This window comes from Dietzia sp. CQ4, from assembly GCF_014145125.1.
GTDB lineage: Bacteria > Actinomycetota > Actinomycetes > Mycobacteriales > Mycobacteriaceae > Dietzia > Dietzia natronolimnaea.
This window is the reverse complement of the sequence record NZ_JAALDZ010000263.1, coordinates 1-13,426: the sequence shown is the minus strand read 5'-3', so window position 1 is coordinate 13,426 and position 13,426 is coordinate 1. Positions and strand designations below refer to the sequence as shown.

Below are 13,426 nucleotides of genomic sequence, written 5' to 3'. Positions count from 1 at the left end.
GCGCGCGCGAGTGCGCCGCGCTGGCGCATCCCCGCGCTGAGTGCCGCGGGACGGGCCCCGGACCAGACGCCCAGACCCAGGCGGTCCAGCAAGGACTGGGCCTCGGCGCGGGCCGCGCGCCGGCCCACCCGTTGGTTACGGAGACTGATCGCGACGTTGTCGAGCAGGGTCAGCCAGGGCAACAGGCTGTCGCCCTGGGGCATCAACGCGCAGGACTCCAGGCGTCGTGCGGGCTGACTCGCGTCGAGGACGAGGGCGGACCCCGTCGTCGGCTCGGTGAGGCCGGCGATCAGCGACAGCAGCGTCGACTTGCCACATCCGCTGCGCCCGACGACGGCGATGTGTTCGCCCACCGGAACGGAGAGGGTGAGGTCCGCGAGCACCGCGCGGCGCGCGCCCGGATAGGTGTGTCCCAGGTCCTCGAGCGATACCGCCGTGGTTCCCGGACGGCTCACCACAGCGTGCACCAGCGCATGTGACATCCCTCCGCTCGTGTGAACGAGTTCAGGTTCAGCGGGTGTGATCTCAGCCCCGTTCGGTAGGGGCACCCCGTGTCATCGGCGCCGATTGCGACAATCGGGCCGAACATGAAACGTATCACCGGCCGATTCCGCGATGGGAGGCCCGTCTAGTGGGTGCGCGTCCGTGTGCTGGAGCGCCGGTCGCGGGGCAACCGCCCGCAGCAGACGGGAGGCGGCCAGCAACGACCCCGCCGCTCACCCCTCTCACCGGCAGCCGCGGCCGCGAACGAGGTGCCCACTCGGCGAGTGGTCACATCGGATGGATTTCGGAACACCCCACCTGGGAGAACGTGATCAGGTGTGACCACGCGGCGGGGCGGTGACCACGCGGCGGGGCGGTGACCACGCGGCGGGCGGTGACCCGCTGCCGGCGACGATGTGGGCACGGTGGCCGGCTGAGGGCCGGTCGCCGTGCCGGACATATGCCCAGACCTGTGCGCCCCCGAGAGGATTCGAACCCCTGACCAGCCGGGTAGAAACCGGATGCTCTATCCACTGAGCTACGGAGGCCTGCGACGCTCGCGTCCGGCGTCGCCGGAAGAATGGTAGCCGATCCGGGGGTGTGCGCAGCAGCCGCGAATCGGCCCGGGGGCGATCGGGTTAATACGATGGTGGCCATGACGTCGTCCAAGTCGACACCCACCACCGCCGGACCGCTCAGGACCCGCAGCGTGGTGCCCGTGGTGATCCTGCTCGCGGTGGTGGCCGCGGCGGTGGTGATCCCGCTCTCGGGCATGTCCACCGAGGTGGCGCTCGCGCTGGTGGGCGTCCCGGACCCGGGCGTTCTCACAACGGCCGGGCTCCCGGCGGTCCGCGCGATGGGAGAGTTGCTCGCGGCGGTGGCGGTGGGGACGGCCCTGTTCGCGGCGTTCTTCACACCGCCCCAGAAGGACAAGACCCTCGACGTGGACGGCTACCGCTCGCAGCGGATCTCCTCGTGGGCCAACATCGCCTGGGCGGTGGCCGCGGCACTGCTCATCCCGCTGACCCTGTCGGACGTCTCCGGCCGCACCCTCTGGGAGTCGCTGCCGCCGGACCAGTGGATCGTGGCGATCAGCCAAATCGACGTGGCCTCGTCCTGGCGGTGGGCGGCGGTGATCGCACTGGTGGCCGGGATCGGTCAACGGCTCACCCTGAGTTGGCGTTGGTCTGTGATCTGGCTGGGCGTGTCGGTCCTCTCGCTGCTGCCGGTGGCGGCCACGGGACACGCCTCCGGGAGCACGGCGCACGACATCGCCACCAACTCGTTGATCATCCACCTGTTCGCCGCGGCGTTCTACGTGGGTGGGCTGGTCGCGGTGCTCGCCCACACCATGCGGGGCGGCTCCCGCGTGGCACTGGCGCTGCGCCGCTACTCGGTGGTGGCCACCATCGCGATCGTCGCGCTCGGGTTCTCCGGAATCATCAACGCGCTCGTGCGGCTGCACCCCGGCGACCTCTTCTCGTCGACCTACGGGCTGCTCGTGCTGGCCAAGGCGCTGCTGCTGGTCCTGCTCGCGATGTTCGGGCTGGCGATGCGCCGCCGGATCATCGCGAAGATCGAGTCCAGATCGGCCAACGCCCCCGTCGACCGCGGGACCCTGCTGCGGATCGGGCTGGTCGAGGCCGTGGTGATGGCGGGCACGATCGGGCTGTCGGTCTCGCTCGGCCGCACCCCGCCGCCGGCGCCGCTCTACGTCCCCACCCGCCAGGAGGCGCTGCTGGGCTTCGAGCTCCCCGGTCCGTTCTCCTTCGGCACCGTGCTCGGGCTGTGGCGCTTCGACCTGGTGCTGGGCCTGGCCGCGGTCGTCCTGCTGAGCCTGTACGTGTGGGGCCTGATCACCCTGCGCCGTCGCGGCGACTCGTGGCCGGTGGGCCGGACCGTGGCCTGGGTGCTCGGCTGCGTCCTGCTGTTCCTCACCACCAGCTCCGGCATGGGGATGTACATGATGGCCGACTTCGCCAGCCACATGGTGGGGCACATGCTCATCTCGATGCTCGTGCCGGTGCTCCTCGCGCTCGGCGGGCCGCTGACCCTGGCGCTGCGGGCGCTCCCGGCGGCGGGGCGCGGGAACCCGCCCGGGCCGCGTGAGTGGATCGTCGAGTTCATCAACAACCCGCTCTCCCGCTTCCTCACCCATCCGATCGTCGCGTCGGTGCAGTTCGTGGCGGGTTTCTACATCATCTACTTCGGCGGGTTCTACGAGGCTCTGGCCTCCGAGCACCTGGGCCACATGTTCATGAACGTCCACTTCCTCATCAGCGGTTACCTGTTCTATTGGGTGATCATCGGGGTCGACGCGGCGCCGCGGCACTTCTCGCCGCTCTACAAGCTCATGGTGCTGCTCAGCTCGCTGCCGTTCCACGCCTTCTTCGGCATCATGCTGATGAACTACAAGACCGTGCTCGCCGAGAACTGGTACGGCGGGATCGGGCTGCCCTGGATCCCGGACCTGCTGCAGAGCCAGCAGGTCGGCGGCGGCGTCGCGTGGGCGGCGGGGGAGATCCCGCTGTTCATCGTCATGTTGGCCCTGGCCTGGCAGTGGTACCAGAGCGACATGCGGGACGCGCGGCGCGGCGAGCGGCAGGCTGAGCGCGACGACGACGCCGAGCTCAGGGCCTACAACGAGATGCTCGGTGAGATGTCCCGCGCCGACCGCCGGGCCTGAGAGGCGCCCACCTCGTCGTCGTCGGGCTCCTCGCTCCACACCCCTCCCGCCACTCCACAGGGCGGGCACCGCGGGCGGTGCGACCGGGATACGACGACGACGAGGTGGGGCACGCTCTGGGGCACGAGGCCGACGCACGGTCGGTCCGAGTGTGACAGGAGCGAGACCATGAACGAGACCCACACCACCGTCCGCGGAACCGTGATCACCGACCCCACCACCCGCCGCGTCGGAGAGGACTCGGTGTTCTCCTTCCGGGTGGCCAGCAACACCCGCTACCAGGACCGCGACACCGGGGAGTGGAAGACCGGCGGCACCCTGTACTTCTCGGCCAACTGCTGGGGCAGGCTGGCGCAGCGGGCGTCGGGGAAACTGGTCAAGGGCGACGGCGTGATCGTCCAGGGTCGGCTTCTCACCAACGAGTACGAGAAGGACGGCAGGATCCAGCGCGACCTGGAGATGCGGGTGACCGCCCTGGGCCCGGACCTGTCGCGGATGGACGTGACCATGCGCAGGGCCCAACCGGAGGGGCCCGGCATCTCTCCCGACGGGGAGGGGGCGGGGCAGTCGCAGGGCGCGGACGGCGTGGAGGACGTCATGGAGATCGGCTCCCGGGACGCCGACGACGCGCCGGAGGGGCGGGCCGCCGACAGCGCGTTCGCGGAGGCGGTCCGGGTCTGAACCGGCAGGGCCGCGGGTAGCCCTCCGCCGTGCTCACCGAGGCCGCGGGTGGGCACGTAACATGGGGGTCGTGCCCGCGGCCTGGCCGCGGCGATGTGAACTATTTGCGCAGGTGAGAGGGCAGAAGTGGCCGAGTTTATTTACACGATGAAGAAGGTTCGCAAGGCGCACGGGGACAAGGTGATCCTCGACGACGTGACGATGTCCTTCTATCCCGGTGCGAAGATCGGCGTCGTGGGGCCCAACGGCGCGGGCAAGTCCTCGATCCTCAAGATCATGGCCGGCCTCGACCAGCCCTCGAACGGCGAGGCGTTCCTCGACCCGGAGGCCAGCGTCGGCATCCTCATGCAGGAGCCCGTGCTCGACGAGACCAAGACGGTCAAGGAGAACGTCGAGGACGGACTCGGCGAGACCATGGTGCAGATCCGCCGGTACAACGCGGTGGCCGAGGAGATGGCCACCGACTACACCGACGAGCTCATGGAGGAGATGGGTCGGCTCCAGGAGCAGCTCGACGCGGTGGACGCCTGGGACGTGGACTCCCAGATCGAGCAGGCCATGGACGCACTGCGTTGCCCGCCGGGCGACTCGCCCGTCACCCACCTGTCCGGTGGCGAGATGCGCCGCGTCGCGCTGTGCAAGCTGCTGCTGAGCAAGCCCGACCTGCTCCTGCTCGACGAGCCCACCAACCACCTCGACGCCGAGTCGGTGCTGTGGCTGGAGCAGCACCTGGCCGCCTACCCGGGCGCCGTCCTGGCCGTCACACACGACCGCTACTTCCTCGATCACGTGGCGCAGTGGATCTGTGAGGTCGACCGCGGCAAGCTGCACCCCTACGAGGGCAACTACTCCACCTACCTGGAGAAGAAGGCCGAGCGCCTCGAGGTCCAGGGCAAGAAGGACCAGAAGCTGCAGAAGCGCCTCAAGGCCGAGCTCGAGTGGGTCCGCTCCGGCGCCAAGGCCCGCCAGTCCAAGTCCAAGGCGCGACTGGCCAAGTACGAGGAGATGGCGGCGGAGGCCGAGAAGCACCGCAAGCTGGACTTCGAGGAGATCCAGATCCCCACCCCGCCGCGCCTGGGCAACGTGGTGGTCGAGGCGGACAAGCTGCAGAAGGGCTTCGACGACCGCGTCCTGATCAAGGACCTGTCGTTCACCCTGCCGCGCAACGGCATCGTCGGCGTGATCGGCCCCAACGGTGTGGGTAAGACCACCCTGTTCAAGACGATCGTCGGGCTCGAGGAGCCGGACGCGGGGTCCGTGCGGGTCGGCGACACGGTCAAGCTGAGCTATGTGGACCAGTCCCGCGCGAACATCGATCCCGAGAAGTCGGTGTGGGAGGTCGTCTCCGAGGGCAACGACTTCATCGAGGTCGGCCAGAACGAGATGCCGTCGCGCGCGTACGTGAGCGCCTTCGGTTTCAAGGGCCCGGATCAGCAGAAGAAGGCCGGTGTGCTGTCGGGCGGTGAGCGCAACCGACTGAACCTGGCCCTGACCCTCAAGGTCGGCGGCAACCTGATCCTGCTGGACGAGCCGACAAACGACCTCGACACCGAGACCCTCGGCAGCCTCGAGAACGCCCTCGAGGACTTCCCCGGCTGCGCCGTGGTGATCTCGCACGACCGGTGGTTCCTCGACCGCACCTGTACCCACATCCTCGCGTGGGAGGGCAACGTCAACGAGGGGCAGTGGTACTGGTTCGAGGGCAACTTCGAGGGCTACGAGGAGAACAAGGTCGAGCGTCTGGGCCCCGACGCCGCCCGCCCGCACCGGGTCACCCACCGCAAGCTGACACGGGACTGACGCGGATGGGATCGCACGCCGCGCCGGACACGCATACCCCCGGAGCCGTCCACCGGGTCCACATCCCGCTGCGCATCGCGGATTTTGTGGGGCAGCACGTCAACAATGTGCGGTTCCAGGAGTTCTCCCAGGACGCCAGACTGATGTGGTTCCGGGACAAGTTCGGTGTCCCGGGGTCACGGGTGCCGATCTCGCTGGCGCGGTGGATGGAGATCGACTTCCGCCGGGTCATCGGGTACGGCGCCACGAGCGTGTGGGTGGACGTCGAGGTCCTCCGGGTCGGTCGCACCTCGTTCACCATGAGGACCTCGATCGGCTCGGACTCCACGGGTCCGGAGCCGTGCGCTGTCGTCGACACCGTGTTGGTGGTGACGGCGCCGGACGAGAGCACGACACTCGAGATCAGTCCCGAGGAGCGCGCGGCGCTGCTCGGCGAGCGCGAGGAGGCGAGATGAGTCCCGGCGAGCAGACCCCGGACCGCGGAACGTTCCGCTGCACCCTCCAGGTGCGGTGGGCGGACTTCGACCAGTTCGGGCACGTCAACAACGTCAAGTACATCGAGTATGCGCAGGAGGCGCGGATCCTGTTCGTCCGCAGCAGGTTCGGCCCGTTCGGACTCGGAAACCTGCCGCAGGTGGTGCGCCGGGTCGAGATCGACCATCTCCGCCCGGTGCTGCGGGACTCGACTTCGGTGGACGTGGAGATCGAGGTGGAGCACGTGGGGACCACCTCGTACCAGATCAGGCAGACGATCTTCGACGCCGCGGGGGAGGTCTGCTGCGCGCTGCGCGTGGTGATGGTCGCCTACGACGCCTCGACCTCTACGGCCGTCGAGATTCCCGCCGGGGTGCGTCACGTCCTGGAGGCAGCACACCAGCGCGCGGCGATCACCGACGAGGGGCCCGCGCAGTGAGCGAACAGCTCGTCTACGAGGCCGGGGGACCCCTCGGGGCCTCCGGTGAGCCGGGACGCCGCGTGTTCACCACAGCGATTCCCGTCCGCTGGTCGGATCAGGATCTCTACCATCACGTCAACCACGCCCGGATGATCACGCTCCTCGAAGAGGCCCGCATCCCGTGGCTCTTCGAGGAGGGCACGCCCACCGCCACCCTCACCGCCGGCGCCGTGATGACCGACCTCGCGGTGAAGTACCGCGGCCAGATCAAGCACGCCGACGGCCCGATCCGGGTGCGCATGTGGTGCGAGAAGGTCGGTGCCGCCATGTTCGTGGCGCGCCACGAGGTCCGGGCGCGCACCACACCCGACTCGGCGCCGGCGGCGGTCGACTGCACGGCCACCATCGCCGCGTTCGACCTCTCGACCCAGCGGCCGCGGCGGTTCACCCGGGCCGAGCGTGAGTACCTGATGCGATTCCGCCACGAGGACCCGGCGTGATTCGTCCCGGAGCCGGCGGGGCAGAGGGGATCGGCGGGACGGGGGACGACATGGTCGCGGTGCCAGACCCCGCCGACCGCGACGACCTGCGAACCTTCCTGCGTCGGCTGTTGCGGCTCGACGAGGCGGCTGTGGTCCGCGTGACCAGCGGCGACGACGGCAGGATGCGGGTGTGGTCCCGGACGCCGTTCGGTGCCCTGGTGGTCCGCGGAGTCGGTGGACGCTGCCCGGGTGGTGACGTGGTGTGCGGTGCCGACCACCTGCTCACCGAGCTCGACCTGCTGCCGCGCGGCGACGCCGACGGACTCGTCGACCCCGGGATGCCCCTCACCTCATCGTGGCAGGGGCTGCTCCCGCCGACCGACGGGTTCCAGATGCTCGAGGCGATCCCCGCGCAGGTCCTGCTGGACCTGACCGAGTCCGGGCGGGGCGCAGCCCGGGAGAACGCCGGGCCGGCCGGGTTGCCGCCCTCGTTGTTGGACCAGGAAGTGCTCACCGTGCGCGCGGACACCGACAGTCCCGTGGGAGTGGACATGCGGATCGTGTTCTCCATGGTGATGTGCGGCTTCGTGCCCGAGCGGGCCGGGCGCGCTCCGGAGGGCGAACCGGTCAGGGTGAGTGAACGCGGGGCATGGCTCCGACTGGACGCCCGCTACGGCACGGCCTACCGCCGGACTGACGCGCTCACTCTCGAGCCGCGATGACGTCACCGGGGTTCTCGGTCTCCTGGCCCGGGAGGGGCGAGCCCGAGGTCCCGGGCGATCACGGATCGGCGCCGGAACTCGCCGCGGCGGTCCCTGATGCCGAGGGTCGGGTGACCGGCGTCGTCCTCGGCGGCGACGGGGCCAGGATCACCGAGGCCGGTGACGTGCTGGACGAGCTCGGCCTCGCGACCACGGGCGCGGCGCAACTGGTGTACCTCGACCCGCCCTACAACCGTGGCGGCCGCTTCGACGGCTACCACGACAACATGCCGCGTCACCAGTGGCTGGGGTACATCGAGCACCGACTGAGGGTGGCGCACGAACTCCTGGCGGCGACCGGCACCGTCTGGGTTCACCTGGACGACGCGGAGGCCCACCGCGTCCGCTGCGTACTCGACGACGTGTTCGGCGCCGATGCCTTCATCGCCGACCTCACCGTGGAGAGCAACCCCAAGGGGCGTCAGCTCGACAGGTTCTTCGCCGGATCGCACGACCGGCTCATGGTGTACGCGCGGGATCCCGCGCGTGTCCGGCTGGCCGGCGGGGTCGCCTCCGCGGTCGACCCCGCAGACTTCCCGCATACCGCCGAGGACGGCGTGAACTACCGTCTGCTCCCGCTGCGCAACACCAACAAGCGGTTCAACCCGCGCACCACGCCCACCATGACCTACCCGCTCTACGGCGACCCTGACACCGGCGAGGTCTCCGTGGACCCCGTGTCCGGGCTCACCGAGATCCTGCCGGTGTTCGGTGACCTGAGCCCGGCCGTGTGGCGCTGGTCCCGCGATCGGGCGGCGGAGCGCAGCGACGAGTTGGTCTGTCGACTCGTGCGGGGTCGGTCGGGGCCGCGGGTCGACGTGTACCAGCGCGACCGGCACGAGGTGGGTCGGATCAAGAAGCTCAAGTCCATCTGGTTGTCCCAGGAGGTCGGGTCCACCGACACCGCTCGCGCAGAGCTGCGCAATGCGGGTGTCGATGGGTTCCGCACGCCCAAGCCGGAGGCACTGATGCGGCGGATCGTGGAACTGGCGACCGAGGCGGACGACCTGGTGGTGGACCTGTTCGCCGGCTCCGGCACCACTGCCGTGGCGGCCCGCGACCTGGGCCGCCGCTGGGTGGTGGTGGAACGCAACCCCGAGACGGTCCGCGACGTGATCCTGCCGCGGTTGCGCGTCAGCGGAGCGTGACGCTGACGGGCGCCGAGCGTGACGCTGACGGGAGCCCGGTGTTACCGGAGCTTGACACTGCCGCCGTCCACCATGAGCGTCTGCCCTGTCATGTAGCGGGCGTCCTCGCTGGCGAGGAACACCGCGACGCGGCCGATGTCCGCCTCCGGGTCGCCGAACCTGCGCATCGGGGTCCCCGCGAGCAGGTGCTTCTCCACGCCGGGATTGGCCTCGATGTACGCCTCGACGCCCTCGGTGAGGGCCAGCGGCGAGATCACGTTGACGTTGACGCCGTCCCGGGCCCATTCGTTGGCCGCGACCCGGGAGATGGCCCGGATGGCCTCCTTGGCCGCCGCGTAGGAGGCCTGGGTGGGGCTGCCCTCGATGCCGGCGCCGGAGGCGAAGTTGATCACCGAACCGCCCGTCGTGGACAGGTGTGGGTGCGCGGCCTTCATCAGCCAGAAGGTGGGATAGAACCCCGTGTCGAACGACAGGTCCAGCATCTCCCGGGTGGTCTCCAGCAGCGGCGCCTGTCGTGAGGCGTGTGCGTTGTTGACCAGGACGTCGAGGCGCCCGAAGTGCTCGACGGCGCTCTCGACGATGACGCGGGCGTTGTCCTCGACCGAGATGTCCGCCGCCAGGTATCGGACTTTCCCACCCAGCTCCTCCGCCAGGGCACTGCCGGCGTCGTCGTTGATGTCCACCACGAGTACTCGGGCGCCCTCCTTGACGAACGCCCGGACGATGCCTCTGCCGATCCCGCCGGCGCCGCCGGTGACGATCGCGGTCTTCTCCGACAGCCTCATGGTTTAATCCCCGTTCTTAGTGTGGTCGCAACCATACCGCGGTGTCGGGGGGCAGGATCTCGCCGGTCCGGGGTCCTGACGCGAGGGGCCCTGAAGTGAGGGGGCCCGAGGAGAGCAGGACCTCGCCGTCGGGCAGCGGTACCGATCGCGCAGAAGCGTTGAGCGCGCACACCACGCCGTCGTCGCGGCGGAACGCCAGGCATCCGGACGGCGCCCCGTACCACTCGATCGACGCGGTCCGTGGGCCCGGCCAGGATCGCCGGGTCTCGATGGCGGCCCGGTACAACGACAACGTGGACTGCGGGTCCTCGATCTGGGCCTCCACCGTCAGGCGGTCCCAGTTGTCCGGCATCGGGAGCCAGGTGTGATCGGAGGTCGAGAAGCCGAACGGCGGCCGGGAGCCCTCCCACGGGATCGGGACGCGGCAGTGGTCTCGGCCCATCTCTGCATGGCCGCTGCGCTCCCAGGTGGGGTCGGTCAACCGGTCGTGGGGGATCGAGAAGTCGCTCGGCAGACCCAGCTCGGACCCCTCGTAGAGGAACGTGATCCCCGGCAGGGCCAGTTCCACCAGCAGCATCGCCCGCGCCCGGGCGGTGCCGAGGGCGCCGTTCCCGTACCGGGTCACCTCTCGTACGACGTCGTGGTTGGACAACGCCCAGGTGGGTGCCGAGTCGGCGAGGCGGGAGGCCTCGAGCGTGGCGTCGATGGCCTCGCGCACCGCGCCGGCCTCGAAGGGGGCGCCGGTGAGCGGGAAGTGGAACGCGAAGTGCAGTTCGTCGGGGCGGAGATATCGGGCGAACCGGTCGACCGGGCCCACCCACACCTCGCCGAAGGTCGCCGCGCCGGGGTACTCGTCGACGACCGCGCGGATCCGCCGGTGGACGTCGTGGACGCCGGGTCGGTCCCACCGTGCGTCGCGCTCGTCGACGACGAGCTGGGCGATCTCCACATCGTCCGGCAGGTCGGCCAGATCGTCCGGTTTGGCAAAACCGTGCGCCACGTCGATCCGGAATCCGTCGACTCCCAGGTCGAGCCAGAAGCGCAGGGTCTCGTCCAGGTCGTCGCCCACGTCGGGGTGCGACCAATCCAGATCCGGTTGCTCCGGGGCGAACAGGTGGAGGTACCACTGCCCGGCTGTGCCGTCGGGCTCGGTGACGCGGGTCCAGGCGGGGCCGCCGAAGACGGACGGCCAGTTGTTGGGCGGACGGGAGCCGTCCTCGCCGAGACCGTCGCGGAAGAAGTACCGCTCGCGCTCGGGGCTACCGGGGCCGGCCGCGACCGCGGCGGCGAACCACGGGTGCTCGATGCTCGTGTGGTTGGGGACCAGGTCCATGATCAGGACCATGCGCGCGGCGTGCAGCGCCTCCACCAGCCGCCGAAGCGTCTCGACGTCTCCGAACAACGGATCCACGTCCCGCGGATCGGAGACGTCGTAGCCGTGATCGGCGCCGGGGGAGCGCATGATGGGGGACAGCCACACCCCGTCCACGCCGAGCAACTCCAGGTATCCGACGCGGTCGATCACGCCCTGTAGATCGCCAGTGCCGTCCCCGTCGGAGTCGGCGAAGGAGCGCGGGTAGATCTGGTAGAGGACCATGTCCTCCCACGGCCGAGTGGCGTGGGCCGGGGACGTCACATGTCCTCCGGGGTGTTGACCATCATCGCGGCGGCGCGGGTGAGGTACTCCACCATCGCCGCCCGGTGCTCGTCGTCCATGGTCTCGCGGTCGATCGTGTCCACCGCGGCGAGCATGTGCGTGAGCCAGGCGTCGTGGGCGGCGCGGTCCACACGGAAGGGGTTGTGGCGCATCCGGAGCCGGGGGTGACCGCGCTGCTCCGAGTAGGTGGTGGGGCCACCCCAGTACTGCTCGAGGAACATCCGCATGCGGTCCTCGGCCGGACCCAGGTCCTGCTCCGGGTACAGCGGGCGCAGCACCGGGTCGTCGGCGACCCGCAGGTAGAACTCGTGGACCAGCTTCCGGAACGTCTCCGCGCCGCCGATCTCGTCATAGAAGGTAGTGCTGCTCATGCTCCCCATCATGCCCGTGGGATCCGCCCGGGGGTCCGATCCACCACCCGTCGGCGACGGCCGGAGAACGGCGCGGACAACCGGTACGCAGTGATCGCGCGCGAAGTGTTCATCGAGGGTGCATCATCGTTGCAGGCGAGGTTCACTACGGGCCCGGTTGACAGTGCTGCACTGGGCTCGGAGCAGACGAGCGGAGACCGACCATGGGCACAGCCGTGCGCGAGAATTCGGAGTACCGACAACCGGGGTCACGACCCCCTGGTCGGCTTGAGCCTGTCCCGGACCCGCACGTCCCGCTAGCCGCTGCGCCCCGAGTCCTGCTGCTCAATGCGGGATACGAGGCCCTCACCGCCCTCCCCGCCCGCCGCGCCGTGGTGATGCTGCTCCGGGGCAAAGCGGTGGTGGTCCACGATCACCCGAACGAGATCCTGGTCCGATCGGTCTACACGGCCGTTCGAGTGCCCTCGGTGATCATGCTCCGCGAGTACGTCCGGATCCCGTACCGGGCGCAGGTGCCCATGACGAGGGCGGCACTGATGCATCGCGACTCTCACCGGTGCGGGTACTGCAATGCCCGTGCGACCACGGTCGACCACGTGATCCCGCGCAGCCGCGGGGGCGAACACGTGTGGGAGAACTGTGTGGCCTCCTGCGCGCCGTGCAATCACCGGAAGGCAGACAAGCTCCTCTCGGAGTTGGGGTGGGAACTGCGGGTGCCGTTGGTGGCGCCGAGGGGCCGGACGTGGCGGCTCGTCTCCCAGCTCCGGGAGATCGGCCCGTACTGGGAGGACTACCTGTACCTCGACGCCGCTTGATGCCGCTTGATGCCGCTCGAGACGGTGGTCCGTCGGTGCCGACGACGCAATGCGTCACGACGGCTAGCGATTTCTCCCCTGGTTACGAAGATTGGCTCCTCAGCGGGCGAGAACAGCACTTTCGACGAAGTCGATCATCGCCGCTGATGCTGATTCGAGATTCAGGGTGTCGTCGGCCGCCCATCGGTCGAGCAGCCCGTTCTTGGCCGAGCTGATCAGGTGGGAGAATTCGTCGGCATCAAACGCTCTGAACTGGCCCAGCGCCTGACCTTCCACCAGGAGGTCCGCAAGAGCTTCGGTTTCCGCGGCGGAGACATCGTTGAACGCGTGGACGAAGCCGGCATCGCGGTGATTGGCCATGACTTCCGCCATCGCACGGAACTCGATGCGGCGAGAGGAGAAGAACTCCAGCTCGGCGCTGATCCCTGCGCGCAGTCGATCTGCAGGAGTCGCCGCGCCATTGGTACATGCGGCGATATGGGCCGCGCATTCCTGGAACAGGCGTAGCGCCACCCGGCGCAGCAGTTCATCCTTGCTCGGGAAGTGATAGGTGATGACGCCTTTGCTGACCCCCGCGTGCCTCGCGATGAGAGCGACGGACGCGGCGCCGTAGCCGACATCAGCAAGCACCTCAGCAGCCGCACGCTCGATCTGATCGCGTCGGGCACGGCCACCGACGGTGCCCCGCCCCTCGCCAGCCGACCCATCGTTAGTACGCATGTACTAATTATAGTACGGTCGAGCTAACTTTGGGGAGTGTGGGCAATGGGTGACTCATCGGACACAGCACGGGACGGTGGCAAACAGGGCATGCGAGTGGCGAACGGGGCTGGTGCACGAGTAGGTGACATCTGAACTGGCT

At 69.3% G+C, this 13,426-nt stretch carries 14 protein-coding genes, 1 tRNA gene and 1 riboswitch; of the genes, 9 read left to right on the top strand and 6 right to left on the bottom strand.

Annotated features, from left to right (window positions below):
- Positions 1-455, bottom strand: a 455-nt coding sequence (locus G6031_RS14315) for an ATP-binding cassette domain-containing protein (RefSeq protein WP_347238504.1), incomplete at its 3' end; no start/stop codon positions are given.
- Positions 456-464: 9 nt separating this feature from the next.
- Positions 465-562, bottom strand: a riboswitch (TPP riboswitch).
- Between the two features lie 396 nt (positions 563-958).
- Positions 959-1,031 (bottom strand) — tRNA-Arg (locus G6031_RS14310).
- Between the two features lie 107 nt (positions 1,032-1,138).
- On the opposite strand from G6031_RS14310, the gene G6031_RS14305 reads away from it, so the two are divergent.
- The 8 genes from G6031_RS14305 (at position 1,139) to G6031_RS14270 (ending at position 8,936) form a co-directional block, all read left to right on the top strand.
- Positions 1,139-3,169: a cytochrome c oxidase assembly protein gene (locus tag G6031_RS14305; RefSeq protein WP_241734211.1), complete on the top strand. Its 2,031-nt coding sequence runs from the start codon at positions 1,139-1,141 to the stop codon at positions 3,167-3,169.
- A 168-nt stretch (positions 3,170-3,337) separates the two neighbouring features.
- Complete coding sequence (locus G6031_RS14300; RefSeq protein ID WP_182638551.1) at positions 3,338-3,850, top strand: single-stranded DNA-binding protein; 513 nt, start codon at positions 3,338-3,340, stop codon at positions 3,848-3,850.
- 126 nt (positions 3,851-3,976) lie between these two features.
- On the top strand, positions 3,977-5,650 hold the full coding sequence (gene ettA / locus G6031_RS14295; RefSeq protein WP_182653602.1) for an energy-dependent translational throttle protein EttA: 1,674 nt from the start codon (positions 3,977-3,979) through the stop codon (positions 5,648-5,650).
- 5 nt (positions 5,651-5,655) lie between these two features.
- The gene (locus G6031_RS14290) at positions 5,656-6,105 is read left to right on the top strand and encodes a thioesterase family protein (protein ID WP_182653601.1); all 450 of its coding nucleotides are present in this window, start codon (positions 5,656-5,658) and stop codon (positions 6,103-6,105) included.
- Positions 6,102-6,563 (top strand): thioesterase family protein, encoded by a 462-nt coding sequence (locus G6031_RS14285; protein ID WP_182653600.1) that lies wholly within the window; start codon positions 6,102-6,104, stop codon positions 6,561-6,563. Before G6031_RS14290 ends, G6031_RS14285 begins: the two co-directional genes overlap by 4 nt.
- A complete protein-coding gene (locus G6031_RS14280) occupies positions 6,560-7,045 on the top strand; it encodes a thioesterase family protein (RefSeq protein ID WP_182638553.1) in 486 nt (161 codons plus the stop codon). The genes G6031_RS14285 and G6031_RS14280 overlap by 4 nt, the downstream gene beginning before the upstream one ends.
- Positions 7,042-7,749: a hypothetical protein gene (locus tag G6031_RS14275; RefSeq protein WP_347237762.1), complete on the top strand. Its 708-nt coding sequence runs from the start codon at positions 7,042-7,044 to the stop codon at positions 7,747-7,749. Before G6031_RS14280 ends, G6031_RS14275 begins: the two co-directional genes overlap by 4 nt.
- Positions 7,746-8,936: a site-specific DNA-methyltransferase gene (locus G6031_RS14270; protein WP_182638554.1), complete on the top strand. Its 1,191-nt coding sequence runs from the start codon at positions 7,746-7,748 to the stop codon at positions 8,934-8,936. Before G6031_RS14275 ends, G6031_RS14270 begins: the two co-directional genes overlap by 4 nt.
- A 41-nt stretch (positions 8,937-8,977) precedes the next feature.
- Here G6031_RS14270 and G6031_RS14265 read toward each other — a convergent pair whose 3' ends face one another.
- Genes G6031_RS14265 through G6031_RS14255 form a run of 3 tightly spaced genes read right to left on the bottom strand, consistent with a single transcriptional unit; the run spans position 8,978 to position 11,749 of the window.
- Complete coding sequence (locus G6031_RS14265; protein ID WP_182638555.1) at positions 8,978-9,721, bottom strand: SDR family oxidoreductase; 744 nt, start codon at positions 9,719-9,721, stop codon at positions 8,978-8,980.
- A 16-nt stretch (positions 9,722-9,737) separates the two neighbouring features.
- Positions 9,738-11,318, bottom strand: coding sequence for an alpha-amylase family glycosyl hydrolase (locus G6031_RS14260; protein WP_182638560.1), 1,581 nt, complete (start codon positions 11,316-11,318; stop codon positions 9,738-9,740).
- A 35-nt stretch (positions 11,319-11,353) separates the two neighbouring features.
- Positions 11,354-11,749: a globin gene (locus G6031_RS14255; protein WP_182638556.1), complete on the bottom strand. Its 396-nt coding sequence runs from the start codon at positions 11,747-11,749 to the stop codon at positions 11,354-11,356.
- Positions 11,750-11,952: 203 nt separating this feature from the next.
- Here G6031_RS14255 and G6031_RS14250 point away from each other — a divergent pair, with 203 nt between their 5' ends.
- Positions 11,953-12,564 (top strand): HNH endonuclease, encoded by a 612-nt coding sequence (locus G6031_RS14250; protein ID WP_182638557.1) that lies wholly within the window; start codon positions 11,953-11,955, stop codon positions 12,562-12,564.
- 99 nt (positions 12,565-12,663) lie between these two features.
- On the opposite strand, the gene G6031_RS14245 is transcribed toward G6031_RS14250, so the two are convergent.
- The gene (locus G6031_RS14245) at positions 12,664-13,284 is read right to left on the bottom strand and encodes a TetR/AcrR family transcriptional regulator (protein ID WP_182638558.1); all 621 of its coding nucleotides are present in this window, start codon (positions 13,282-13,284) and stop codon (positions 12,664-12,666) included.
- Positions 13,285-13,426: the final 142 nt, after the last annotated feature.

Bases quoted from the DNA above. Each gene is read 5' to 3' on its own strand.
- G6031_RS14285 (WP_182653600.1), top strand. From the start codon at position 6,102: ATGAGTCCCGGCGAGCAGACCCCGGACCGCGGAACGTTCCGCTGCACC.
- G6031_RS14260 (WP_182638560.1), bottom strand. From the start codon at position 11,318: ATGGTCCTCTACCAGATCTACCCGCGCTCCTTCGCCGACTCCGACGGG.
- G6031_RS14290 (WP_182653601.1), top strand. From the start codon at position 5,656: ATGGGATCGCACGCCGCGCCGGACACGCATACCCCCGGAGCCGTCCAC.
- G6031_RS14245 (WP_182638558.1), bottom strand. From the start codon at position 13,284: ATGCGTACTAACGATGGGTCGGCTGGCGAGGGGCGGGGCACCGTCGGT.
- G6031_RS14265 (WP_182638555.1), bottom strand. From the start codon at position 9,721: ATGAGGCTGTCGGAGAAGACCGCGATCGTCACCGGCGGCGCCGGCGGG.
- G6031_RS14255 (WP_182638556.1), bottom strand. From the start codon at position 11,749: ATGAGCAGCACTACCTTCTATGACGAGATCGGCGGCGCGGAGACGTTC.
- G6031_RS14250 (WP_182638557.1), top strand. From the start codon at position 11,953: ATGGGCACAGCCGTGCGCGAGAATTCGGAGTACCGACAACCGGGGTCA.
- G6031_RS14305 (WP_241734211.1), top strand. From the start codon at position 1,139: ATGACGTCGTCCAAGTCGACACCCACCACCGCCGGACCGCTCAGGACC.
- G6031_RS14270 (WP_182638554.1), top strand. From the start codon at position 7,746: ATGACGTCACCGGGGTTCTCGGTCTCCTGGCCCGGGAGGGGCGAGCCC.
- G6031_RS14300 (WP_182638551.1), top strand. From the start codon at position 3,338: ATGAACGAGACCCACACCACCGTCCGCGGAACCGTGATCACCGACCCC.